Genomic DNA, 24,040 nt, shown 5'->3' with positions numbered 1-24,040 from the left:
CTTCGGCCGGGCGGGAGACGGCCGGGACATGGCCAACTGGTGAAGACCGGGCACGGACGGGTGCCCCCACAAAGGAAGTTGCCGTAGGGTCGCCTGCGTCACCGTACCGGCCGGACAGGCACGCGCGGCCCGCGGCCAACGGTACGGGGCAACCCACGACGGCGGTCGGCGGTCACCACAGGGCGAGCGCTGCACGGCGAGCGTGACGGTACGGAGAGGGACGCCGAGGCGTCCAGGGGAGGGGTTCACTCTATGTCGGCGCATATCGGCAGGAGGCTGCGCAAGGGCGCGGTGACCACCACCGTGGCGGCACTCGCGGTCGCGGCCCTGTCCGCTTCCCAGGCACCGGAGGTCACTGCCGACGCCGGCGGCGGGCACAGCGCCGCCGACTCCACCGCCGCTTCCGGCACCGGCACCCAGGGCAGCGCCACCGGCAACTCGCCCTATTACACGGACCTGCCGCCCCTGAACAGCCCCAGCCCCTCACCGACCATCGGGACTCCCGCCTCCCGGGGGACCGCCGAGGCGGGCATCCCGGCGACCGTCCTCGACGCCTACCAGCAGGCCGAGTCGGCGCTGCGCGACGCCAAGCCCGGCTGCAACCTGCCCTGGCAACTCCTCGCCGCCATCGGCAAGGTGGAGTCCGGCCAGGCCCGCGGCGGCCGCGTCGACGCCGACGGCAACACGATCGGTCAGATCATCGGCCCGCAGCTCGACGGCAACGGCTTCGCGCTCATCCAGGACACCGACAACGGCGAGTACGACGGCAACAGCCAGTACGACAACGCCGTCGGGCCCATGCAGTTCATCCCGTCCACCTGGGAGTGGGCCGGCCGCGACGGCAACGGCGACGGCAAGGCCGACCCCAACAACGTCTACGACGCCGCCCTCGCCGCCGGCCACTACCTGTGCCGCTTCGACTGGGACCTGTCGACACAGACCGATCTGGACCGGGCGATCCTCAGCTACAACAACTCGCAGGAGTACCTGAACACGGTCCTGTCCTGGCTGGAGTACTACCGCAAGGGCAGCCACGAGATCCCGGACGGCACCGGCACGCTCCCGGTGGGCCGCAGCGACGGGACCGACACGGTCACCACCTCGCCGAGCCGGTCGCCCCACGCGTCCGACCCGGACGGCGGTTCCCACACCGGTTCGCAGGGCGGCTCAAACGGCGGTTCCGGCAAGCCCTCGGCCCCGGGGACCACGCCTCCGGCGACCACGCCCCCGGCCTCCGGCGGCGGCTCCACCGAGCCGCCCGGCACCGGTGCGCCGACCACCCCGCCCGCGACGCCCACCGACACCGTGGCCCGCCTGGAGAACGCCGGCACCGGCAAGCTGAGCGCCGTCGCGGGCGAGACGTTCGCCGAGCGGATCAGCGCCCGCGCGGAGACCAAGGCCGGCCAGGCGGTCGGCAAGGTCAGCATCCGCTTCACCGTCCTCGGCGACGGCGACGCCGCGTTCACCACCGGCGAGAAGGTCGCCAGGGTCGTCACCGACAGTTCCGGTGTGGCCGTCGCGCCCGCCCTGCGCGCCGGTGAGCAGACCGGCGACTTCACGGTCCGCGCCACCGTCGTCGGCCGCACGGTGCCCGGCCTGGACTTCCAGGCGGCCGTCACCGAGCGCGTCGCCGACGCCGTCGCCCGCACCACCGAAGGGACCCTCTCCTGTGTCGCGGGCGGCGAGTTCGCCGACCGCGTGGAGGTGAAGGCCACCCGCAAGGGCGCGGTCGCCGACAAGGTCGCCGTCACCGCCACGCTGGTGAAGACGGCCCTCGACCCCGTCGAGAACGACAAGGGCCCCTACTTCAAGGACGCCGACGGCAAGGCCGTACGCACCCTGACGGGCCTGACGACCGACGCCGAGGGCCTGGTGCGGCTCCCGGAGCTGTACGCCGACGACACCGCCGGGACGTACCTGCTGCGCATCACCACCGCGGGCGGCGCCGTGCTCGACGTCCCGCTGACCGTGACGGAGCAGCCGCCGGCCACCCCCGACCCTTCGGCCGGTCCCACCACCTAGCCCCCGGTCCCCAGCCCCCGGTCCTCAGCTCTCCTCCGAGGCCCGGTTCGCGCACCGCGATCAGCGGCCGAGCCGGGCCTTGGTGTACCGGGTCGGCTCCGCGCCGGCCGGGTCCTCGGGCCACGGATGCTTCGGATACCGGCCGCGCAGCTCCGCCCGTACGCCCTTGTAGCCGTCCCGCCAGAACGAGGCCAGGTCGGCGGTGACCGCTGCGGGACGGCCCGCGGGGGAGAGCAGGTGGACGAGGACCGGTACCCCGGCCACCTCCGGCGAGTGCTGGAGCCCGAACATCTCCTGGAGCTTCACCGCGAGCACGGGCCGGTCCGGGTCGCCGTAGTCGATCCGGACCCTGGACCCGCTGGGCACGGTGATCCGCTCCGGGGCCAGCTCGTCCAGGCGGGCCGCCTCGCCGGTGGACCAGGGCAGCAGCCGCCCCAGTGCCTGGGCGGCGTCGATCCGGGCCAGGTCCGCCCGCCGCCGCGCCCGGCTCAGCTCCGGTTCCAGCCACTCGTCCACCCGCGCGTGCAACGCCTCGTCGCGGACGTCCGGCCACGGCGCGCCGAGGTGCCGGTGCAGGAACGCGAGCCGCTGCCGCAGCCCGGCCGCCGCCTCCGCCCCGCGCAACAGCCCGAACCCCTCCTTCCGCAACCCCTCCAGCAGGGCCCGCCGTACGAGGGCACGGTCGGGGTCGCGGAGCGGGTGTGCCGCCAGTTCGATCGCCCCGAGCCGTTCGACGCGCCGGGCCACGACGTCCCCGCCGGCCCAGCGCACCTCCTCCCCTTCCGTCAACAGCGCGCTCGCCGTGCGCCGGGCGACGCCCTCGTCGATGGCCGCACCGAGCAGCACGCGCGCGTGCCCACGCCCCACGGGCCGGTCGGCCACCGCGACCGCGATCCAGGGCGCCCCGCGCAGCGCGGACCCCTCGGACAGCTCCGCGCGCGTCCCCGACGCCATGAGGTAGGAACCGCCGTCCTTCCTGGCGACCCGCTCCGGAAAGGCGAGCGCGGCCACGATCCCGGCCGGCCCGTCCGCACCCGCCGCCGACCCGCTGCCAGTCGCTCCGCGCGCACCCGCCGCCGACCCGCCACCGGTCGCTCCGCGCACTCCCGCAGTCGTTCCGCCACCGGCCGGCCCGTGCCTCCGCGCCGCAGGCAGGCCGCCGGCCGGTCCGCCTGCTCCCGTCGCCGGCCCGTCGCCGGCCGTTCCGGCCGCGCCCGCCGCCGGTCCGTCCTCCCCCGCGGCGGACCGCAGTCTGCGGGTCTCCGTCCGCCACCGCGCCCCGTACGCGTCGCCCCCGCGCCGGGCGGCACGCAGTGCCGAGCCCAGGTCGTCGCCGTACTCCCGGGGCGGTTCCTCGCTGAGCAGGGCGACCACCTCGGCGGCCGTGCCGGGGCTCCCCGCCCCGGAGGCGACCGCGTCCAGCAGCGCCCGGCCCAGCCGGGGATGGAGGCCCAGCCGGGCCAGCAGCGTCCCGCGCCCGGTGGCCCGCCCCGCGCGGTCCACCGCACCGATCGCCGTCAGCACCTCCCGGGCCGCCGCCATCGCCCCGCCGGGAGGCGGGTCGAGCAGCGCCAGCCCGGTGGCCCCGGGATCGCCCCAGACCGCCGCCTGAAGGGCGAACGCCGTCAGGTCGGCCACCTTGATCTCCGGCGCCGGAAAACCCGGCAGACGCGCGTCCTCGGCCTCCGCCCAGCACCGGTACACCGCGCCCGGTGCCTCCCGCCCGGCCCGGCCCGCCCGCTGGCGTGCCGCCGCGCGTGAGGCCCGTACCGTGGCCAGCGCGCTCAGCCCCCGCGCGTGATCGACCCGCGGCTCGCGCGCCAGGCCCGCGTCCACCACCGCCCGCACCCCGGGGACCGTCAGGGACGACTCCGCCACCGACGTCGCCAGCACCACCCGGCGCCGCCCGCCGGGCGCCAGCACCGCGTCCTGCACGGCGGCCGGCGCCCGCCCGTGCACCTGGAGCACGTCGACGCCCTCCAGCGCGCCGAGCGTGCCCGCGACCCGGGCGATCTCACCGACCCCGGGCAGGAAGCACAGCACGTCCCCGGGGCGCTCCGCCAGCGCCCGCCGCACCACCGACGCCACATGCGCGAGCAGCGCCGGATCGACCCGCATCCCGTGCGGCGGCCGTACCGGACGGGCCGGCGGGGCCCACACCACCTCCACCGGGTACGACACCCCCTGGGCCTCGACCACCGGCGCACCGCCCAGCAGCGCCGCCCAGCCCTCGGCGTCGGTGGTGGCCGAGGCGGCCACCAGGCGCAGCTCCGGGCGCAGCGTCTGGCGCACGTCCAGGAGGAACGCCGCCGCCGTGTCCGCGTCCAGGTGCCGCTCGTGGCACTCGTCGAGCACCACCACGTCCACGCCGGCCAGTTCCTGGTCCCGCTGGAGCCGCTGGAGCAGCACCCCGGTGGTGACGACCTCCACGCGTGTGCGCCGCCCCACGACCCGCTCCCCGCGCACGGTGTGGCCGACGCTCTCGCCGGAGCGCTCGCCCAGCAGCCACGCCATCCGCCGGGACGCCGCACGCGCGGCGATCCGCCGCGGCTCGGCCACCACCACCCGCCGGGCCGGCCCGCCGCCCACCAGCCCGGCCAGGACCAGCGGCACCAGGGTCGTCTTGCCGGTGCCGGGCGGCGCGACGAGCACCGCGGTGCCGTGCCCCTCCAGGGCGTCGGCCAGGCCCGGCAGCGCCGCGCGTACGGGCAGGGCGTCCAGGGCGTCCTGACGGATCACGCGCTCAGTCCCGTGCGCAGACGAAGATCGCCGAACCCGGGATCAGATTGCCGCGCAGCGGCGACCAGCCGCCCCACTCGGAGGTGTTCCAGGCGGGCCACTCCGGCTCGACCAGGTCCACCAGCGTCAGGCCGGAGGCGACCACGTCGCGGACGCGGTCGCCGAGCGTGCGGTGGTGCTCGACGTACACCGCGCGTCCCTCCTCGTCCTGCTCGACGTAGGGCGTGCGGTCGAAGTAGGAGGCGGAGACGGTCAGCCCCTCCGGGCCCGGCTCGTCGGGGAAGGCCCAGCGGATCGGGTGCGTCACCGAGAACACGAACCGGCCGCCGGGGCGCAGCACCCGGCGCACCTCCCGCAGCACGAGCCGCGGATCGGCGACGAAGGGCAACGCCCCGTACGCCGAGCAGGCCAGGTCGAAGGAGGCGTCCGCGAAGGGCAGCGCGCCCGCGTCGGCGCACACCAGGGGGAACGGCCCGCCGATGCGCAGCGCGTGCTGCAACTGCCGGTGCGAGATGTCCAGCGCCACCGGGCGGGCGCCTTGGGCGGCCAGCCAGCGCGCGCACTGGGCCGCGCCGGCGCCGATCTCCAGGACGTCCTTGCCCTTCAGCTCCTCGGGCGGACCGAGCAGCTCGGCCTCCACCTCGTCCAGACCCTCGGGGCCCCACACGAAGCGGTCGTCGCCGAGGAACGTGCCGTGCTCGGTCTGGTACTCGTCCGCGTTCCGGTCCCACCAGCCCCGGTTGGCGCGGGCGCTCTCCGTCACGTCCGCCACCCGGCGGGTGGCCTCGGGCTCGTGACCTTCGGGCTCTTGGATGATCGGCTCCTCGTCACTGGTCTGCGGCTCGGTGTGCTGCTCGGTCCGCGGCTCTGCCGCAGCCTCTGTCCCACGGGTGTCACAAGGGGGCGCCACAGGGCGCGCGTGGCCTCGGGGGACACGAATTGTGCCGGGTATGCGGGGATCCGCCCCGGGTGTGCGGCTTCGCGCATTGACCCTGCCCGGCTGCCCCCGTATGCTACAAGTTGCGCTGCGAGCCTGCGCACCTCAGACGTAGCAGGTTGCGCTCGCATCTGTATGTATGTCCCTCGGTTCTCGAGGTGTCACCAGTGGTTCTGTGTGACGCTTCTTGGCTGTCCGGCTTGTGCAGAGCGAAACGGGCTCCCGGCGTAGCAGCACCTACGACTTCAATGTCCGTACCGGAGCCCTTTCCCACATGACGAGCAGCACCGAGACCACCGCCACCACCCCGCAGGTTGCGGTCAACGACATCGGTAACGAGGAAGCTTTCCTCGCCGCGATCGACGAGACGATCAAGTACTTCAACGACGGCGACATCGTCGACGGCGTCATCGTGAAGGTCGACCGGGACGAGGTCCTGCTCGACATCGGTTACAAGACCGAAGGTGTCATCCCGAGCCGCGAGCTCTCGATCAAGCACGACGTCGACCCGAACGAGGTCGTCAAGGTCGGCGACGAGATCGAGGCCCTTGTTCTCCAGAAGGAGGACAAGGAAGGCCGCCTGATCCTCTCGAAGAAGCGTGCCCAGTACGAACGTGCCTGGGGCACCATCGAGAAGATCAAGGAAGAGGACGGCATCGTCACCGGTACCGTCATCGAGGTCGTCAAGGGTGGACTCATCCTCGACATCGGCCTCCGTGGCTTCCTGCCGGCCTCCCTCGTCGAGATGCGCCGTGTCCGCGACCTCCAGCCCTACGTGGGCAAGGAGCTCGAGGCGAAGATCATCGAGCTGGACAAGAACCGCAACAACGTGGTCCTGTCCCGCCGTGCCTGGCTCGAGCAGACCCAGTCCGAGGTCCGCCAGACGTTCCTCACGACCCTCCAGAAGGGTCAGGTCCGCTCCGGCGTCGTGTCCTCCATCGTCAACTTCGGTGCCTTCGTGGACCTGGGTGGCGTCGACGGTCTGGTGCACGTCTCCGAGCTGTCCTGGAAGCACATCGACCACCCGTCCGAGGTGGTCGAGGTCGGCCAGGAGGTCACCGTCGAGGTCCTCGACGTGGACATGGACCGCGAGCGTGTCTCCCTGTCGCTGAAGGCGACCCAGGAAGACCCGTGGCAGCAGTTCGCCCGGACCCACCAGATCGGCCAGGTCGTGCCCGGAAAGGTCACGAAGCTGGTTCCGTTCGGTGCGTTCGTCCGCGTGGACGAGGGCATCGAGGGTCTGGTCCACATCTCCGAGCTGGCCGAGCGCCACGTGGAGATCCCGGAGCAGGTCGTCCAGGTCAACGACGAGATCTTCGTCAAGGTCATCGACATCGACCTCGAGCGCCGCCGCATCAGCCTCTCGCTGAAGCAGGCCAACGAGGCCTTCGGTGCCGACCCGTCGACGGTCGAGTTCGACCCGACCCTGTACGGCATGGCCGCGTCCTACGACGACCAGGGCAACTACATCTACCCCGAGGGCTTCGACCCCGAGACCAACGACTGGCTCGAGGGCTACGAGACCCAGCGCGAGGTGTGGGAGACCCAGTACGCCGAGGCGCAGCAGCGCTTCGAGCAGCACCAGGCGCAGGTCATCAAGTCCCGCGAGGCGGACGAGAAGGCCGCCGCCGAGGGTACCGACGTCGCCGGTGCGGCTCCGGCCGCCTCCAGCGGTGGCGGCGGCGGTGGCGGGTCGTACTCGTCCGAGGGTGCCGACAACTCCGGCGCCCTGGCGTCGGACGAGGCGCTGGCCGCGCTGCGCGAGAAGCTCGCCGGCGGCCAGAGCTGACGCTCTCCCCGGCCCGCTTCGGACGGAGTTGAAGAAGTACCGCGGAAGGCCCCGCTCCCTCTTGGGGGAGCGGGGCCTTCCCGCGTCTCCTCCCGGCCGCCGGCCAGGGTTTTTCCCGGCGCCGGGGTACGGGCGGGAATGCCCGCGCCCTTGCGGACGTTCGAGAGGGGGGAAGACGAGGGAGGACCGCCACAGTGCTTGATCCGCAGGGTTTGTACGCATGGGAGCCGAAGGGCCTGGCCGTCGTCGACACGGCGCTCGCCCAGGAGTCGGCCGGTCTTGTCATGCTCTACCACTTCGACGGCTACATCGACGCCGGTGAGACCGGTGACCAGATCGTCGACCAGGTGCTCGACTCACTGCCCCATCAGGTCGTCGCCCGCTTCGACCACGACCGGCTCGTGGACTACCGGGCCCGCCGCCCGCTGCTGACGTTCAAGAGCGACCGCTGGACCGACTACGAGGAGCCCACCCTGGAGGTGCGGCTCGTCCAGGACACCACCGGGGCGCCCTTCCTGCTGCTGTCCGGCCCCGAACCCGACGTCGAATGGGAACGGTTCGCCGCGGCCGTCGCGCAGATCGTGGAGCGGCTCGGCGTCCGCCTGGCGGTCAACTTCCACGGCATCCCGATGGGCGTCCCGCACACCCGCCCCGTGGGCCTCACCCCGCACGGCAACCGCTCCGACCTGGTCCCCGGCCACCGCAGTCCCTTCGAGGAGGCACAGGTGCCCGGCAGCGCCGAGGCGCTCGTCGAGTACCGCCTCATGGAAGCCGGCCACGACGTCCTGGGCGTCGCCGCGCACGTGCCGCACTACATCGCCCGCTCCCCGTACCCCGACGCGGCACTGACCGTCCTGGAGGCCATCACGGCCGCCACCGGACTGGTCCTCCCCGGCATCGCGCACTCCCTGCGCACCGAGGCGCACCGCATCCAGACGGAGATCGACCGGCAGGTCCGCGAGGGCGACGAGGAACTGACCGCGCTCGTCCAGGGCCTTGAGCACCAGTACGACGCCGCGGCCGGCGCCGAGTCCCGGGGCAACATGCTCGCCGAGCCCGTCGAGATCCCCTCGGCCGACGAGATCGGCCTGGAGTTCGAACGGTTCCTGGCCGAGCGGGAGGGCGACGGCTGAGGCGGTCCGGGCCGGGTCCCGGGCAGGCCCTAAGCTTCCGGTCATGCTGAAGGTGGGCCTGACCGGCGGGATCGGCGCCGGCAAGAGCGAGGTGTCCCGGCTGCTCGTCGAGTACGGGGCCGTACTGATCGACGCGGACCGCATCGCGCGCGAGGTGGTCGCCCCGGGGACGCCGGGGCTCGCCGCGGTGGTCGAGGCGTTCGGCGCGGAGGTGCTCGCCGGGGACGGCGGTCTCGACCGGCCGAAGCTCGGCTCGATCGTCTTCGCCGACAAGGAACGGCTCGGGGTGCTGAACTCCCTCGTGCACCCCCTGGTGGGCGCCCGCTCCCGCGAACTGGAGGAGGCCGCCGCCCCGGACGCCGTCGTCGTCCACGACGTTCCGCTGCTGACGGAGAACGGCCTGGCCCCCCTCTACGACCTGGTGGTCGTCGTCGACGCCGATCCCGCCACCCAGCTCGACCGGCTGGTCCGGCTGCGCGGCATGACCGAGGAGGACGCCCGCGCCCGGATGGCCGCCCAGGCCACCCGCGAGCAGCGCCGGGAGATCGCGGACGTCGTCATCGACAACGACGTGCCGCTGGAGGAGCTGCGGCGCCGAGTGCGGGAGGTCTGGGCCGAGCTGGCCCGCAGGGCGCACGGATCGCCCTGAACCACAGGAATAGCGCTGCGTGCGCGGGCGTTGAACCCCTCCAGTGAGGGAAGGACTCTGCCGTGCCCGAGACCAGTGGATCGACCGGACGTACACCGGAGACGGACGTGATCGACTTCCGTGCCGCCGAGCAACTGCTCGCGGCGCGGGACCCGCGGGGCGCGGTGAAACTGCTCGACAGCGTGATCGGCGCGCACCCGGAGAACACGGCGGCCCGGCTGCTGCGCGCCCGGGCCTTCTTCGCCGCGGCGCAACTGCGCCCCGCCGAGCTGGAGTTCACCGTCGTCCTGGAGCGCGAGCCGGACAACGCCTTCGCGCACTTCGCGCTCGCCCGCACCTACGAGCGTCAGAACCGCCCCGACCAGGCCAGACGCCACTTCCGCCTGGCCGCCGCGCTGGACCCCAACCCGCAGTACCTGAGATGCGCGCGCTTCGACGACTGAGCGCGGGCGGTACCGGCCGCTGACGCGGGGGCAGCACGTTGAGCACGCGGCCGAGGGGGGCCGGGACGCCTAGGGCGAAACACCCCCTAGGGCCGGTCCTCGGGTGGCGGATACGGCGGGATGTCGTGGCCGGGCTGGTAGTGCGGGCCCTGGCGGATCCGCCGCAGGACCACGGCCAGGTCGACCGTGACGATCAGCCACAGCGCCCCGCAGGCCGCCGCCCAGCCGGGCCGCCCGGCCAGCGCGAACGCCACCGTGCCGCAGACCGTCCAGACCAGACCCCACACGCTCAGCCAGAAGCGCGCCCGCAGCGCACTGCGCGCGGTCACCGGTTCACTGCCTGTACGCATCCCGATCAGCGCTCCCACATGCGGGGTACCCGCCACGGGGTACGTCCACCCCTGGCGCTCCGGCGATCCGCCGGCCCCGTGACCGCAGGAGGGAACCGAGCCGTGCTGCCGGACACCGACGAGCTGCCCGACGTCCTGCTGGACCTCGCCGTACCCCACGAGGACATCAACGCACTGGTCACCGGCGTGTCGGCACTGACCGGGGACGCGGGTGCGATGCGGCTGCTGGACGCCTGCGTCGCGGAACTCACGCCCGGCGCCACTGCGCTCCAAGGCACGTCGCGGCTCGGTGAACTCCTCACCGGAACCCCGCCCGCCCTGGGCGCCCACTTCGCCGCGTACGTGTTCGTCGCGGCGCTGCCGCACACCCGCGCGTACCACCGGGAGCGGGGCGTTCCCGCCGAGGTCACCCGGCGCACCCTCGCCGACCTGGGACGGAACATGGCGTCCCACCGCCGGCTGCACGGCACGGGGGGAGTGCGCGCTCCGGAGTGGCTGGTCCGTCATTTCCGCGGGGAGCTGTACCAGCTCGGGCGGCTGCAGTTCGAACGGGCCCGGGCCGGGGAGCGCACGGCGCCGCTGCTGAGGACGGTCGGCCTGGCCTGCGATCCGGACACGCGCTGCCTGCATCTGCACATCCCCGACTTCCGCGGGCCGCTGACGCCGACCGCCTGCGACCGTTCCCTGGAACTGGCCCGGCGGTTCTTCGCCGCGCACTTTCCCGAGGAGGCGTATCCCGCCGGCGTCTGCCGCTCCTGGCTGCTCGACCCGCAACTGCGGCGGTACCTGCCCGCCGGATCGAACATCATCCGCTTCCAGGAACGGTTCCGGGTGGCCGTCGACGACACGGGGCCCAGCGACACCACCCCCGTCCGCTTCGTCTTCGGCGACCCGGATCTGCCGGTCGACGGCCTGCCGCGGAGGTCTTCCCTCGAACGGGCCGTCGGTGACCACCTGCGGGCGGGCGGGCACTGGTACCTCGGGCACGGCTGGTTCCCGTTGTGAGCGGAGGCAAGCCCTCGCCTTCACTCGGACGGGTGAATGAGGGGTGGTCGGGAACGGGTGTGCGGGAGCGGTCCGTTGGACGGGCATGGAGCTGAAGATGCGAGTGGGACATCGAGGGACGGGGCCCGGGGTCATCACCCCGGACGGCTGCGCGGTCGAGCTCTACTCCCGGCTTCCGGCCGGGGCCGAGCCCGACATCATCGCCTCCGCCGTGCCCGCGGGCGCGCACATCCTGGAACTGGGCAGCGGTGTCGGGCGCATGACCCACCCGCTGCGGGAGCGCGGGTTCACGGTCACCGCGGTGGACGAGTCGGCCGAGATGCTGGAGCGGGTGCGCGGAGCGCGGACGATACGCGGCCCGATCGAGGAACTCGACCTGGGCGAGAAGTTCGACGTGGTGATGCTCGCCTCGTTCCTGGTGCACACCGCCGACCTGGAGGTGCGGCGCGGGCTGCTCGACGCCTGCGCGCGGCACGTCGCGAAGGACGGCTGCGTACTCGTCCAGCGGGAGGGTGAGGACTACCACGACCGGGTACCGCGCGAGCGGGTGGACCCGAGCGGCTTCACCGTCCGCATCGCCTCGTCGGAACCGATCGGAGACGGGGTCCACGAGGTACGCGCGGAGTACGAGTTCCCGGACGCGGCCTGGACGCAGACCTTCCGCGCCCGGCCGCTGACGAGGAAGCAGTTCGAGGCGGCCCTCACGGAGGCGGGCCTGCGGGTGGACCGCTACCTGACGGAGGACCGGATATGGGTGCGGGCCGTACCGGCGTGAGGCCGTGGTGCCGTGCCGGTGAGGTGCCGTGCCGTGCCGGTGAGGGGACCGTGGGCCGGCGCCGACGGGTGCGGACATGTCGGCGCCGGGCCACGGGGGAGCGGGGTGTGCCGGAGTCGGCCGTGGGTCAGAGGCGTCCGCCCGGAACCACGGTGAAGGAGGCCGGCCCGGCGGGCAACTCGACCGTGTACTGACGCAGATAGGTGTCGAGGAACGGTGAGCGGTCGCCCTGGGTGGCGATGTCGTCGGACGGGTCGTCCAGGGCCAGTTTCAGCCGCGCGCCCCTGACCTGGACGGTCTCGCCCGAGGGCGTGTCACGCCAGGAGCCGGTCTGGATGGAACCGGTCTCCACGGCCAGGACGTGCCCGGCGGTCAGGGTCCAGTCGGTCGACTTCAGATCGACGGTCAGCCGGCCCGAGTCCACCAGGGACACCTGCTCGTCGAACATGACGGCGGTGCCGTCCGGGGCGACATCGTAGAGCTTGAGCATGATGTTGCCCTCGCCCTTGGCGGTCAGGGAGACCTGCGGCGTGCCGGTGACGCGCACGGACTTCTTGACCGGCTTCGACCACACGAAGAAGCTGGAGGTGACCTCACCGGCAGTCTGGCGCCGCGTCTGCGCCTCCGCCCGGCCCCGCGGCGCCGTCAGGTCCGTCACCGGCGCGTTCTCCATGTCCCACCTGCCGGACGGCTGCGCGGACCTCTTGGGCGCCGGGCCGCCGGAAGCGGTCAGCGCGGCGTTCGCCGAGGCGCCGCCGTCGTCGACATAGGCGCCGCCGCCGAGCGGGAGGGTGACGGACCGTTCCACGACCGGCCAGGTGCGCTGGGCACGCCAGGCGCCGGTGGAGTCCTCGACGGAGTAGGCGGGGTAGCGGGTGGCCGGCCTGATGCCCTTGAGGTACTGGTCGTAGAAGGAGAGGGTCTCGTCGTACCAGCCCTCGCGGCCCATGGCCAGGCGGCCGTCACCGACCCGGTCGCCACCGCGGACGTGGTCCCACTGGCCGAGCCAGCCGCGCTCGACGCCCCGGTGGTTGTCGAGGTACTCCTCCATCTCCTCGGGCTTGGTGTTGTTCTCGATGAAGCCCTGGGTGACGAAGAGCGGGGTGTCGCTGCCCTTGGCCATTTTCGCCAGATCACGGGAGGTCCAGTGTTCGTCCCGCTGGTCGGCTATTCGGTAGCCGGCCGAGTTCTCGGTGAGGCACTCCGGATGGGTGTCCTCATAACGGGCGTTGGCCTGGTAAGAGGCGTCGTCGTCCGCCATCGGCTCCATCGTGGCGATGTCGTTGTAGGCAGCCGCGGTGCCGGTCACGTTGGGGCGGGGCACGCCGTTGGAGTAGATGTACTGGTACATGTCCCAGACCGGCTCCTGGGCGACGACGGCCTTGAGCGCGCGCTGGTCCAGGTTGTTGCCGATGAGACCGGTCACGGCGTCGTACGACTTGCCGTACATGCCCACCGCGCCGGTGGACCAGGGCTGTTCGGCGGCCCACTCCACCGCCGCCGCCACGTCGGCCTGTTCGCCGGGACCGCCCCAGTCCAGGCAGCCGGTGGAGCCGCCGAAGCCGCGCAGGTCGACCATGACGAAGGCGTAGCCGTTGTCGAAGAGGTCGGCGCCCTCGACGAAGTCCTGGAAGCGGGCGGAGGGCCCGGTGTGGGTGAAGCCCTCCGGGCCGGTCTGCCCCGAGTGCGCGAAGTAGGGGCCGATCGACAGGATGACCGGCACCTTCTTGTGCCGGGGCAGGGACTCCGGCAGCAGGACGTCGGCGTGGAGTTCGGTGCCGGAGTCGTCCGCGGACGGGAAGTAGTGCTGGGTCCAGACCGAGCCCTCGGGGACGCGGTCGTTCTCCTCGTGCGTGACCGGGTCGGTCGCGGTGACGGCCGGCGCGGTCAGGGCCTGCGCTGCGGTGGCCGGACCGGCTTCCTCGCCGGGGGCCGCGGTGACGGGCCCGGCGAGCGCACCGGCCAGCGCGAGCGCGCCGACCAGTGCCGAGGCGGCCCGGACGGCCGCGCGACGTGCTCTCACATGCTCCTCCTGGGGTGGTGGGTGCGTGTGGTGCGTGTGGTGCGGTGTGCAGGTCTAGCAGTGAGAGGGGGCCGGCGTCGATGGGGCGTCCGTCATGACCGTTGCGATGCGGGGGAGTTGGACGGCCGGGACCTCGGCTCCGGCATCGGTGAGGGCCGGAGCCCTCGTGCGGGACCGCGTGCTGATCTTCGGACGGTCGTGTCGCGGAGGCGTGTCCGGTGGGTTACCGGTGTGGCTCCGCCAGTGCGTCGAGGGCACGTCGAAGGCACGTCGAGGGTGCGCGAGGGAGTGACAGACGTGACAGATATGACATCTGTATCAGGTGCGGCTGATGTGAGCGGTGTGGCGATATGGCCGCTGTCCGACGCCGCCGTCTCCGACGCGTCAGCGTCCGCCGGGGCGGCTTTTCAGGCCGTTGAGCGCGCGCAGGCGTTCCGTCTCGCGCCGGTCGCGCTTCGTCGGCCGGCCGGTGCCGCGGTCGCGGATGCCGGTCGGGGCCGGGGCCTGGCGCGGCGGTGGCGGCGGGGAGTTGTCGACGTAGCACTGCACCGCGACCGGCGCGCCGACGCGCTTGCGGATCAGCCGCTTGACGATGACGACGCGTTCCCAGCCCTCTTGGCGCAGCCGCACCTCGTCGCCGACCCGGAGGGTGTGGGCGGGCTTGACCCGGTCGCCGTTCACCCGCACATGGCCGCCCCGGCAGGCGGTGGCGCCGGCGGAGCGGGTCTTGATGAGACGGACGGCCCAGATCCAACTGTCCACGCGGACGGTCTCGCCGTGCTGCGGTCCGGCCGCCTCGGCGGCGGCGATCGCGGCGGCCACCTTGGGGTCGACGGGCGCGGAATCGTCCGGGCCGCCGGTGGCAGTGGCAGCAGTGGCAGTGGCGGCAGGCTCGGCATCACCGTCACGGTCCGTACTCGTACCCGTACCCGCACTGACATCGGCAGCCGGGCCGGTGCGCGGTACCGGAGGGTCGGCGGCTTCCCTGCCCGCGTCGCCCGCAGCGCCCTCGTAGCCCTCGTTGTCCTCGTAGTCCTCGTCATGCTCGCCAGCCATGTCCCGACCTTAGCCGTACGGCTGCGGTGTGGGGCCGGAGCGAGGGGTTCCGCGGGGTTGCCGCGAGGGCGGGACCTACGGTGGGGCCATGGACACCAGCGCCCTCACCGGGCTCGACCAGCGGATCGCGGAGTGCCGGGCCTGTCCGCGACTGGTCACCTGGCGGGAGGAGGTGGCCCGGACCAAGCGGGCGGCCTTCGCCGACTGGACGTACTGGGGGCGCCCGGTGCCCGGCTTCGGGCCGCCGGACGCCCGGCTGCTGATCGTCGGGCTCGCCCCGGCGGCCCACGGAGGCAACCGCACCGGGCGGATGTTCACCGGCGACCGCTCCGGCGACGTGCTGTACCAGGCCCTGTACGACGTCGGGCTCGCTTCGCAGCCCACCGCGGTCTCCGCCGACGACGGACTGGAGCTGTCCGGGGTGCGGATCACCTCGCCGGTGCACTGCGCGCCGCCCGCCAACAAGCCCACGCCCGAGGAACGGAACACCTGCCGGCCCTGGCTGGTCCGGGAACTGGGACTGCTGCGGCCCACCCTGCGCGCCGTCGTCGTCCTGGGCGCCTTCGGCTGGCAGGCCGCGCTGCCCGCGTTCTCGGAGGCGGGCTGGCGGGTACCCCGGCCCCGGCCCGCCTTCACGCACGGCGCCCGGGTCACCCTCGACGCCACGGACGGACAGGGCGGACGGGACGGACAGGACGGACGGGAAGGGCAGGGCGGACAGGACGCGCAGGACGGGCTGGACGGGCTGGACGGGCTGGACGGGCTCACCGTCTTCGGCTGCTACCACGTCAGCCAGCGCAACACTTTCACCGGCCGGCTCACCCCCGCGATGCTGCGGGAGGTGCTCACCACGGCGGCGCGTACCGCCGGCCTGCCCGCCGAAAACGTGGTGCCGCGGGGGCCGCACGGCGGTTAGCGTGTCCGGATGGGCCTGTATCCGGAGTGCGAACCGTACGAGCACGGCAGGCTCGATGTCGGTGACGGCAACCTGATCCACTGGGAGAGCTGCGGCAACCCGCACGGCAAACCCGCCGTGGTGCTGCACGGCGGACCGGGGTCCGGGGCGAGCCCGGGCATGCGGCGGTACTTCGACCCGGCCCGCTACCGGATCGTCCTGTTCGACCAGCGCGGCTGCGGGCGTTCGACACCGCACGCGAGTGCCCACGGCACCGACATGAGCGTCAACACGACCACCCACCTCATCGCCGATCTGGAACTGCTGCGACGGCACCTGGGCATCGCGCGATGGCTGGTGTGGGGGGTGTCCTGGGGCTCCGTGCTCGCACTGCGCTACACCCAGACCCATCGCGACGCCGTGACGGAACTGGTGCTCACCGCGGTCGGTACCGGCTCGAACCCCGAGGTCACGCTCCTCACCCGGGGGCTGGGCAGACTCTTTCCGGCGGCCTTCGAGGAGTTCCTCGCCCCGATTCCCGAGGACGCGCGGGGCGGCAACCTCGCGGCCGCCTACAACCGGCTGCTGGAGTCGCCCGACCCGAAGGCACGGGAGCGGGCGGCACGCGCCTGGACCGACTGGGAGACGGCGATCGCAGCGGCCCCGCCGCGCTCGGTGGAACGGTACGAGGACCCGGTATTCCGTCAGGGCTTCGCCCGCACGGTGACGCACTACTGGGGCAACGACCACTTCCTCGGCGCGGACAACGACGAGGGCGCGGTGCTGCGCGACGCCCCTGCGCTGGCCGGCGTCCCCGGCACCCTCGTCCAGGGCGCCCTCGACCCGGGCAACCTCCTGGGCACGGTCTGGCGCCTGCACCACGCCTGGCCCGGCAGCGAACTCGTGCTCGTGGACGACGTCGGCCACAACGCGGGGGCACCGGACATGGCCGAGGCGCTGGTGGCGGCGACGGACGGGTACGCGCGCACCGGCCGCTGAGCCGAGCAGCGCCGCCCGCGCGCGAACCCGAGAAGGCGTGCGGAAGAAGAGGCGGGCAGAAGAAGACCCGGAGGGGCGGGCGGAAGAAGAGGCGGGCAGAAGAAGACCCGGAGGGGCGGGCGGAAGAAGAGGCGTGCGGAAGGGGAGGGTGCCCGGGGATGTCACGCCCGCGCAACACCGCCGTACCCCTCTCCGGCATGGCACCACGTACCCTGGACCTACGTCACACCAGCCCGGCCACCGTCGCCCGAAGGCTTACTTCCGCCCTCGACGAGACGACCGGAGGCCGAGGCACTTGTCCCGAGATGTCCGCCGTATCCCCGCCCTCGTACTTCCACCCTGGCTCGCCCACGCCCTGCGTGCCCAGCGCGGGCCCGTGCCGTGGAGCGCGGTCGTACGCGGGGCGCTCGCCGGCGGCCCCCTGCTGCTCGCCGCCACGGCGGCCGGACGGGTCTCCCTCGGGGTGGTCGCCGCCATCGCCGCCATGCTGGCCGGGATCAACGACCGGCCCGGCAGCCGGCGGGCCTCCGTGCGGCGGGTCGGCGCACCCGCGCTCGCCGGTGCCGCCGGACTGTTCGCGGGGACGTACGCCGGGGACCACCTCGGGGCCGTCGCGCTGACCCTCGTACTGACCGGGCTCGGTCTGCTGGCCGGAGGCGTCAGCGCCGTCGGGCCGGTGGCGTCCGGGGCCGGTACGCAACTGCTGGTCGCCGCCGCCATCGGCGCCGGAATGCCGCTGCCCGACGCCGGATGGCAGCGGGCGCTCGCCTTCCTCGCCGGGGCCGGCTGGCTGCTCGTCCTGCGCCTGGCCCTGCCCACCCCCGGCGCCCTGAGCGGCGACTTCCGCTTCGACGGGGAGCGGGCGGCCGTCGCCGAGGTCTACGACGCCGTCGCCGCCCTCCTCGACGCGGCCGGCACCGAGCACGCCGTCGCCCGCCGCGCCGCGCTCACCGCCGCCCTGGACCGGGCGCAGGACGCCCTCGCCGGGCCCCGGCTGCGCCGGTACGCCTCCTCCTCGGCCGAGCGCCGGCTGCACGCGCAGTACGCCGCCGCGCTGCCGCTCGCCGAGGCGGCGACCGCCCTCGCCTGGACGGGGGAGGCCGTGCCGCGGCGGACGGGCGAGGGGCCCCGGCGGCTCGCCGCGGCCGTCCGCGGCGCCACCCACACCGGACCGCTGCCCGCGCCCTCCCGGTCGGCGCCCGGCCTGCGCGCCCTCGACGACGCCCTGCTGTACGCGGCCGACGCCTTCGACCACGGACGCAGTGGCGACCTGCACACCCGCAGGCGCTCGCCCGGTTCCGTGCTCCGCACGGTGTTCGGTGCCGCCGGGCGGGAGTACGGGCTGCGGGTCGGGCTCTGTTTCGGGGCCGGCGCGGCGGTCGCCCAGGCCCTGCACCACGCCCACTGGTACGGGCAGCACCCGCACTGGTACTGGCTGCCCGCCACCGCCGTCTTCCTCGTCAAGCCCGACCTCGGGCCGCTCGTCTCCCGAGTGCTGTGCCGGGCCGCGGGCACGGTCCTCGGCGCGCTGGTCTTCGCGGGCCTCGCCGTCGTCCTGCCCCGGCCGGAGGGGCTCGTCGCGCTCGTCGCCGTCGCCGGCGCGCTGATTCCCGTGGCGACCCGGCACTTCGCGGCGCAGACCGCCGTCGTCACCGTGCTCGTGCTCGCCCTGGTCATGATCGGCGGCGAACCGCAGGCATCCGCGGGGCGCCTCGGCGAGACGCTGCTGGCCTGCGTGATCGTGCTCGTGGTCGGGCACCTGCCGATGCCGGGGCAGCGCGCCGGCGGGGTCCGCGCCCGGCTGACCGCGGCGGGCGGGGCCGGGCACGCCTACCTGACCCACGTACTGAGCGGGTCCGACGACCGCGCGACGCGCTGGACGCTGCGCCGGGAGGCGTACCGCACGCTCGCGGAGGCACGCGCGGCGATCGCCCTGACCGCCGCGGAGCTTCCCGCCCTCGCCCGCCACGCCGAGGGCGCCGACGAGGTCGCCGCCACCCTCGAACGGCTCGCCGACACCACCACGGCCTGCGCGGTGCACCTGGACGACACCGGTCTGCTCACCCCGCACCACGTCGAGCGGCTCACCGCGCTGCGGGGCGAACTCGCCGAGCGCCGCGACCGCGTGGGCCTGCGCCTGCCGGAGCTGCCGCTCGCCGGATGACGGGCGAGCGGCACGGGCGGCGGCTTCGGAGGCACGAGCCGGCGCCTTCAGAGGTACGGCGACCGACAAACCCCTGCGCGGACAGATTCTCGCGGTGAGCGGTGAGCGGTGAGCGGTGAGCGGTGAGCGGTGAGCGGCGCGCCGGAAAAAAACTTCGCGAGCCGCGATGAGTTCCGGTGCTCCCGTCGGTCACCACACCGACGGACCCGTTGCACAGGAGGAGCCCATGTCGCTTCCCGAGATCGTCTCGCGCGAGGAGTGGCGCGCGGCGCGCGCGGCGCTGCTGGCCAAGGAGAAGACGGCCACCCGCGCGCGTGACGCCCTCAACGCCGAGCGGCGCGGGCTGCCCATGGTGGAGGTGACCAAGGAGTACGTGTTCGAGGGCGGCGACGGCAAGGCGGCGCTGCTCGACCTGTTCGAGGGGCGCCGGCAACTCGTCGTCCACCACTTCATGTTCGCCCCCGAGTGGGCGTCCGGCTGCCGCAGTTGCTCGGCGTTCCTGGACCAGATCGGGCACCTGGCCCACCTGAGAGCCCGCGGCACCTCGTTCGCGGCCGTGTCCCGGGCGCCGTACCAGAAGATCCTGCCGTTCAAGGCGCGGATGGGCTGGACGCTGCCCTGGTACTCGTCCTACGTCAGCGACTTCAACACGGACTTCGAGGTGAGCGTCGAACACGAGGGTGAGCTGTTCGAGCGGCCGGGGCTGAGCTGTTTCCTGCGCGACCACGACCGCGTCTTCCACACCTACTCGACGTACGAGCGCGGACTCGACTGCCTCGGCTCCACCAGCAGCCTCCTGGACCTGACCGCGCTGGGACGGCAGGAAGCCTGGGAGGAACCCGCGGGCCGCGCTTCGGTGCTCGGGGTGCCCGCGGGGAGCGAGCGCGTCCGCTACCACGACGAGTACGACGACTGAGACGCGAGGGCGGCGGCCGAGACGTGAGGGGCGGCGGCCGAGATCACTCTTTGAGGTGAACGAGTGACAACTACGTCTCAGAACCGTCACTTCGCGAGCCGTTCACCCCATGGTTGGCGTTTAACTCTCTACGAGTACAGCGCTACATGGAGGTGCAGGGTGAACGGGCGAACAGTGCTCGAACGCTTTTCCGCCGGAAATCCCCGCGGGTCGTGGCCCGCCGAGGAGTTCGCACACGCGCGGCGCCAGGAGGGGCTGCCGGCCGAGGTCGTCATGGACCTCGCGACGGACATGTTCCTGGTGATCGTGCGGGCCGGCGGCGCCATGAGCGGTGTCACGGCCTGAGTCCGTCCCGGAATCCTGCCGTCCCGGAGTCCTGCCGTCCCGGAGTCCCGGAGTCCTGCCGTCCCGCCGTCCTTCCGGCCGGTGGGCTCGGCTACCCCGCCTTCGGCGCGGACGCGGGCACCGGCACCGGCACCTTCGTGAACTGCTCCGCCTGGAGTGAGTACAACTCGGCGTAGACGCCGCCGCAGGCGAGCAGTTCGTCGGGGGTTCCGGACTCCACCAGCCGGCCCTGGTCCAGGACGTGCACGAGGTCGGCGTGGCGCACGGACGCCAGCCGGTGGGTGATGAGGACGACCGTCTGGCCACTGCCGGCCAGCGCCCTGATCTTCTCGAAGACCTCCAGCTCGGCCCGCGCGTCCAGGGCCGCCGTCGGTTCGTCCACCACGAGTATGCGGCCCTGCCGGTACGCCGCGCGTGCGATGCCGAGCCGCTGCCACTGCCCGCCGGACAGCTCGTGGCCGCCGCTGAAGTTGCGGGCCAGCAGCGTGTCCAGGCCGCGCGGCAGGTCCGCGACCACCTCCCCGGCCCCGGCCTCGGCGACCGCGTCGGCCACCCGCTCCTCGCTCAAGGGGGCCGACGAGCGCCCCACGGCGATGTTCACCCGGGCGGTGAAGGGCCACCTCTTGAAGTCCTGCGCCACCATCGCGATGCGCTCGGCCAGCGCCCGCCGGTCCGCCGCGGCGGCGTCGACCCCGTCCCAGCGGATCTGCCCCTTGTCCGGGGCGTAGAGCCCGGCGAGCAGCTTGACCAGGGTGGTCTTGCCCGAGCCGTTCTCGCCGACGAGCGCGATGATCCGGCCCATCGGCAAGGAGAGCGACACGTCGTCGAGCGCGGGCCGCGCCGCGTCGCCCGGGTAGCGGAACGTGACGTTCTCGAAGCGGATCTCCTTCGGCTCGGCCGGCAGGTCGGCGCCGCCCGCCGGGATCGCCCGCCGGGCCGCCTCGACGTACAGCCGCTCCAGGTCACCGACGAACAGCGCTTCCTCGTGCAGGGAGTTCACCTCCACCACGAGGGTCTCCAGGCTCTGCGAGCCGGTGCGGATCGCGATCACCGCGGTGGCCGCCACCGACAGGGCCATCGCGCCGCCCAGCAGCAGCCCGCCGAGCGTCGCGTACGTCGCCGCCGTCGCCAGCCCCGTCCAGGCCGCCGCGAACAGGCCGGTCCGGGCCGCGAGCCGGGCCAGCCGGGCCTGCTCGGCCTCGGCCGTCTCCGACATCGCGCGGAAGTGGCGCAGCAGGAACCCGCCCACGCCGTGCACCCGGATCTCCGGGGCCGCCTCCGGCTCGATGAGCAGATTGCCGATCAGATGCCCCGCGCGCGCGTGCTGCACCCAGACGTGGAAGGACTCGTACCGGCGGCGCGCGACGGTCAGCGCGCTCCAGGCGCTCGGCAGCGTCATGGTCACCAGCAGCGGCAGCAGTGCCGGGTGCAGCACGGTCAGCACACCGGCCGCCGCCACCAGCGAGATCATCGCGTTGATCACGCGGGTGCCGTACGAGATCATGCGGCGGGCCGAGGAGGCCCCGTACTGCGCGGTGTCCAGCAGTTTGTGGAAGGCGTGGTCCTCGATGGCGGCCAGTTCCACCTCCGCCGCCCGCTCCAGGTACCGCTCGGTCGCCACCCGCTCCACCTTGGGCTCCAGCCGCCCGGTGGCGTAGACCGTGGCCGCGCGCAGCAGGGCCGCCACCATCATCACCGCGGCCACCGTGATCAGCGCCGGCAGGACGCCGCGCAGCCGTTCCTCGATCGGGCCGGCCGCCATCAGCCCGCCGAGCACGCTGTTGACCGCGAGCAGACTCACCGCCTGTGCCACCCCCCGGCCGGCCTCGGAGGCCAGTACGATCCGGGCGGCCCGCGGGTCGGCCTGCCGGGCGAGCCGGAGACTGGCGGTCAGCAGGGAAGGCAGCCGCCGTACCATGGCCCGGAAGTTCAGCTCCAGGAACGCTTCGGAGTGCTGGCTCCAGCCCATGTCGTAACGGAGCGGCCCGCCGAACAGCAGCCGTTCCGACTCCGACACGCCCGTAGGCTCCGCGTCGCCCTTCTTCCGCACCGTCGGCCTCCCCAGGTCGTGGACCGACGGCCACTATGGCGGGAGCCGCCCCGGCGGGGCAGGGCGTGAGCGGGGCAGCACGGGGCACGCGGGCGCACACCCGGCCTGACAGGGCCCCGTCACACGGGTCGGCGGGGCCGGGGGGCGCGGCCGGGGCTCAGGCGCTGACCGGACGCGACCAGCTCGGCGTTGTCCCCGTCAGGCGGCACAGCGCGAGGTAGAGCGGGATCGGCGGGGTGTACGGAACGGTGTCGTCCGGGCGGTGGATCAGGCCGGGTGCGCCCGGGGCGTCCAGTGCGTCCGGTACGACCGCGCCGGTGGCGTACCGCGAGGGCGCGGGCCATTCCATGGCGTAGTCGGAGTCGGCGGGAACCATGTACCACCAGTGCGTCGCGTCGGCGTAGATGCATCCCACGCGTGGCAGCCGGGGCAGTACCTGCTGTCCGAGAACGGAGGGCATCGCCACCGCGTCGCAACCGAGCGGCGCGCTCATGCCGTCCGGCACGGGGAGCCGGTGGAGCGGATCGGCCGGTCTGCCGCCGGTGAGCCGTGCGCGCTGCAGACGGGCCAGTGTGTCCATACCGAGTACCCGGGTGCCGGTTGCCGCCCTCACAGCCATTCGCTCCCCGTCACGTCGTGTGCCTGTGCTTCTGCCGGTGCGTGCGTGTCTGCTGGTACGTCTGCTCTTGCGTCCGCCGGGGCCGGTGCCTCGCCGGTGTGGGCGGGAGAGCCGTCCCCGCTGGAGGAGCCGTCCCGGCTGGGGGAGTCATCCTCGCTGGGGGAGTCGTCCCGGCTGGGGGAGTCGTCCCGCCTGTGCGAACCGTCCTGCGGGTGCGGGTGGGTCCCGTCCGTACGCGCGTGGCTCGCGTCCGCACGCGCGGTGCTCTCGTCCGCACGCGTGTGTCTCTCGCCCTCGTCGCCGGTGCGGTCGTCGTCGCCGGGCGGTCCGGGCTTGGGGCGTGCGCCCCAGCCCAGGTCGTCGTGCGGCACGGACGCGTCGTCCGGCTCGGCGGTGTCGCGCGGTCGGACGGCGTCCGGGCCGGCGGAGTCGTGCGACACGTCGGCGTCGAGGCTGACTGTGCCGTGCGGTCCGTCGGCGTCAGGTCCGGCGGTGTCGTGCGGTCCGTCGGCCCGGCGCGGGAGTTCGGCCCAGACCAGCAGTCCGGGGCCGTGCTCCTGGGCGCCCCAGGCGTGACACAGGGCGTCGACGAGGAGCAGTCCTCTGCCGTGCTCCTCCTCGGGCTGCTCGCGGGAGGACGGGTGGGACTGGCCAGGGGCGCACCCCTCGTCCCGCACGGCTATGCGCACCAGATCGGCGCCGTCGCGCAGCTCGCACACGACGTGTCTGCTCGCGGTGTGCACGATGGCGTTGGTGACCAGCTCGGAGACGACCAGGGCCGCAGTGTCGCAGGTGTCCTCACACACCGACCAGCCGGTCAGCCGGGCGCGCGTCAGCCGTCTGGCCCGGGCGGGGGAACCCGGATGGGCGGCCAGCTCGAAGCGGAACCGGCGCTCGGCGGCCGGCCCGGAGGGGCCGGCTCCCGTGGCGGCGGCGCCCAGGCCGTGGGGGCCCGCGGCGGCCTCTGTTCCTAAAGGCGCGGACGGAATCACGCTTGCCACTATCGCCCCGCCGTGAACACTTGGCAAGTGTCACTCTGAAAATTGCAGAGTGCTGTGTGACTCTCTGGACAGGCGTGGCAGACTGCTCGCAACAGCACGACGAGCGGCGCCACTTCGGACCGCGCGAAGG

Annotated in this window: 20 protein-coding genes; 12 read left to right on the top strand and 8 right to left on the bottom strand. The window is 73.5% G+C overall.

What is annotated here, in order from left to right:
• The first annotated feature begins 252 nt into the window (after positions 1-252).
• Positions 253-2,022 (top strand): lytic transglycosylase domain-containing protein, encoded by a 1,770-nt coding sequence (locus ABEB00_RS28345; protein ID WP_345623274.1) that lies wholly within the window; start codon positions 253-255, stop codon positions 2,020-2,022.
• Between the two features lie 60 nt (positions 2,023-2,082).
• Here ABEB00_RS28345 and ABEB00_RS28340 read toward each other — a convergent pair whose 3' ends face one another.
• Positions 2,083-4,761 carry an ATP-dependent RNA helicase gene (locus ABEB00_RS28340; protein WP_345623273.1) on the bottom strand — a complete coding sequence of 893 codons (2,679 nt, stop codon included), beginning with the start codon at positions 4,759-4,761 and terminating at the stop codon, positions 2,083-2,085.
• Positions 4,762-4,765: 4 nt separating this feature from the next.
• Entirely contained in the window at positions 4,766-5,578 is an 813-nt protein-coding gene (locus ABEB00_RS28335) for a class I SAM-dependent methyltransferase (protein ID WP_345623319.1), read from the bottom strand.
• Positions 5,579-5,972: 394 nt separating this feature from the next.
• Here ABEB00_RS28335 and rpsA point away from each other — a divergent pair, with 394 nt between their 5' ends.
• The 4 genes from rpsA (at position 5,973) to ABEB00_RS28315 (ending at position 9,712) form a co-directional block, all read left to right on the top strand.
• A complete protein-coding gene (gene rpsA / locus ABEB00_RS28330) occupies positions 5,973-7,487 on the top strand; it encodes a 30S ribosomal protein S1 (RefSeq protein WP_345623272.1) in 1,515 nt (504 codons plus the stop codon).
• A 194-nt stretch (positions 7,488-7,681) separates the two neighbouring features.
• Positions 7,682-8,620, top strand: coding sequence for a proteasome assembly chaperone family protein (locus tag ABEB00_RS28325; protein ID WP_345623271.1), 939 nt, complete (start codon positions 7,682-7,684; stop codon positions 8,618-8,620).
• A 43-nt stretch (positions 8,621-8,663) separates the two neighbouring features.
• On the top strand, positions 8,664-9,269 hold the full coding sequence (gene coaE / locus ABEB00_RS28320) for a dephospho-CoA kinase (protein ID WP_345623270.1): 606 nt from the start codon (positions 8,664-8,666) through the stop codon (positions 9,267-9,269).
• A gap of 62 nt (positions 9,270-9,331) precedes the next feature.
• Positions 9,332-9,712 (top strand): tetratricopeptide repeat protein, encoded by a 381-nt coding sequence (locus ABEB00_RS28315; RefSeq protein WP_345623269.1) that lies wholly within the window; start codon positions 9,332-9,334, stop codon positions 9,710-9,712.
• A gap of 86 nt (positions 9,713-9,798) precedes the next feature.
• On the opposite strand, the gene ABEB00_RS28310 is transcribed toward ABEB00_RS28315, so the two are convergent.
• A complete protein-coding gene (locus ABEB00_RS28310) occupies positions 9,799-10,062 on the bottom strand; it encodes a DUF6343 family protein (RefSeq protein ID WP_345623267.1) in 264 nt (87 codons plus the stop codon).
• Positions 10,063-10,164: 102 nt separating this feature from the next.
• Here ABEB00_RS28310 and ABEB00_RS28305 point away from each other — a divergent pair, with 102 nt between their 5' ends.
• Positions 10,165-11,067 carry an acyltransferase domain-containing protein gene (locus ABEB00_RS28305; protein ID WP_345623266.1) on the top strand — a complete coding sequence of 301 codons (903 nt, stop codon included), beginning with the start codon at positions 10,165-10,167 and terminating at the stop codon, positions 11,065-11,067.
• Between the two features lie 97 nt (positions 11,068-11,164).
• Entirely contained in the window at positions 11,165-11,842 is a 678-nt protein-coding gene (locus ABEB00_RS28300; RefSeq protein ID WP_345623264.1) for a class I SAM-dependent methyltransferase, read from the top strand.
• Between the two features lie 127 nt (positions 11,843-11,969).
• On the opposite strand, the gene ABEB00_RS28295 is transcribed toward ABEB00_RS28300, so the two are convergent.
• A complete protein-coding gene (locus ABEB00_RS28295) occupies positions 11,970-13,865 on the bottom strand; it encodes a CocE/NonD family hydrolase (RefSeq protein WP_345623263.1) in 1,896 nt (631 codons plus the stop codon).
• Positions 13,866-14,249: 384 nt separating this feature from the next.
• Entirely contained in the window at positions 14,250-14,921 is a 672-nt protein-coding gene (locus tag ABEB00_RS28290) for an RNA-binding S4 domain-containing protein (RefSeq protein ID WP_345623261.1), read from the bottom strand.
• 88 nt (positions 14,922-15,009) lie between these two features.
• Here ABEB00_RS28290 and ABEB00_RS28285 point away from each other — a divergent pair, with 88 nt between their 5' ends.
• From ABEB00_RS28285 to ABEB00_RS28265, 5 genes are all read left to right on the top strand, one after another.
• Positions 15,010-15,837 carry a uracil-DNA glycosylase gene (locus ABEB00_RS28285; RefSeq protein ID WP_345623260.1) on the top strand — a complete coding sequence of 276 codons (828 nt, stop codon included), beginning with the start codon at positions 15,010-15,012 and terminating at the stop codon, positions 15,835-15,837.
• Between the two features lie 9 nt (positions 15,838-15,846).
• Positions 15,847-16,815, top strand: coding sequence for a prolyl aminopeptidase (pip, locus tag ABEB00_RS28280; RefSeq protein ID WP_345623258.1), 969 nt, complete (start codon positions 15,847-15,849; stop codon positions 16,813-16,815).
• Between the two features lie 295 nt (positions 16,816-17,110).
• Complete coding sequence (locus tag ABEB00_RS28275) at positions 17,111-18,979, top strand: FUSC family protein (RefSeq protein WP_345623257.1); 1,869 nt, start codon at positions 17,111-17,113, stop codon at positions 18,977-18,979.
• A gap of 226 nt (positions 18,980-19,205) precedes the next feature.
• A complete protein-coding gene (locus tag ABEB00_RS28270) occupies positions 19,206-19,895 on the top strand; it encodes a DUF899 domain-containing protein (protein ID WP_345623256.1) in 690 nt (229 codons plus the stop codon).
• A gap of 159 nt (positions 19,896-20,054) precedes the next feature.
• Positions 20,055-20,240 (top strand): hypothetical protein, encoded by a 186-nt coding sequence (locus tag ABEB00_RS28265; RefSeq protein WP_345623255.1) that lies wholly within the window; start codon positions 20,055-20,057, stop codon positions 20,238-20,240.
• A 91-nt stretch (positions 20,241-20,331) separates the two neighbouring features.
• Here the strand turns inward: ABEB00_RS28265 and ABEB00_RS28260 are convergent, their stop codons facing one another.
• The 3 genes from ABEB00_RS28260 to ABEB00_RS28250 form a co-directional block, all read right to left on the bottom strand.
• Complete coding sequence (locus ABEB00_RS28260; RefSeq protein ID WP_425586584.1) at positions 20,332-22,209, bottom strand: ABC transporter ATP-binding protein; 1,878 nt, start codon at positions 22,207-22,209, stop codon at positions 20,332-20,334.
• A gap of 238 nt (positions 22,210-22,447) precedes the next feature.
• On the bottom strand, positions 22,448-22,909 hold the full coding sequence (locus ABEB00_RS28255) for a hypothetical protein (protein ID WP_345623252.1): 462 nt from the start codon (positions 22,907-22,909) through the stop codon (positions 22,448-22,450).
• Positions 22,900-23,901, bottom strand: coding sequence for an ATP-binding protein (locus ABEB00_RS28250; protein ID WP_345623250.1), 1,002 nt, complete (start codon positions 23,899-23,901; stop codon positions 22,900-22,902). Before ABEB00_RS28250 ends, ABEB00_RS28255 begins: the two co-directional genes overlap by 10 nt.
• Between the last annotated feature and the right edge of the window lie 139 nt (positions 23,902-24,040).

The organism is Streptomyces ziwulingensis (genome assembly GCF_039542605.1).
Lineage (GTDB): Bacteria > Actinomycetota > Actinomycetes > Streptomycetales > Streptomycetaceae > Streptomyces > Streptomyces ziwulingensis.
Note: the sequence above shows the minus strand (reverse complement) of the source record. Positions and strands in the feature narration are given on the sequence as shown.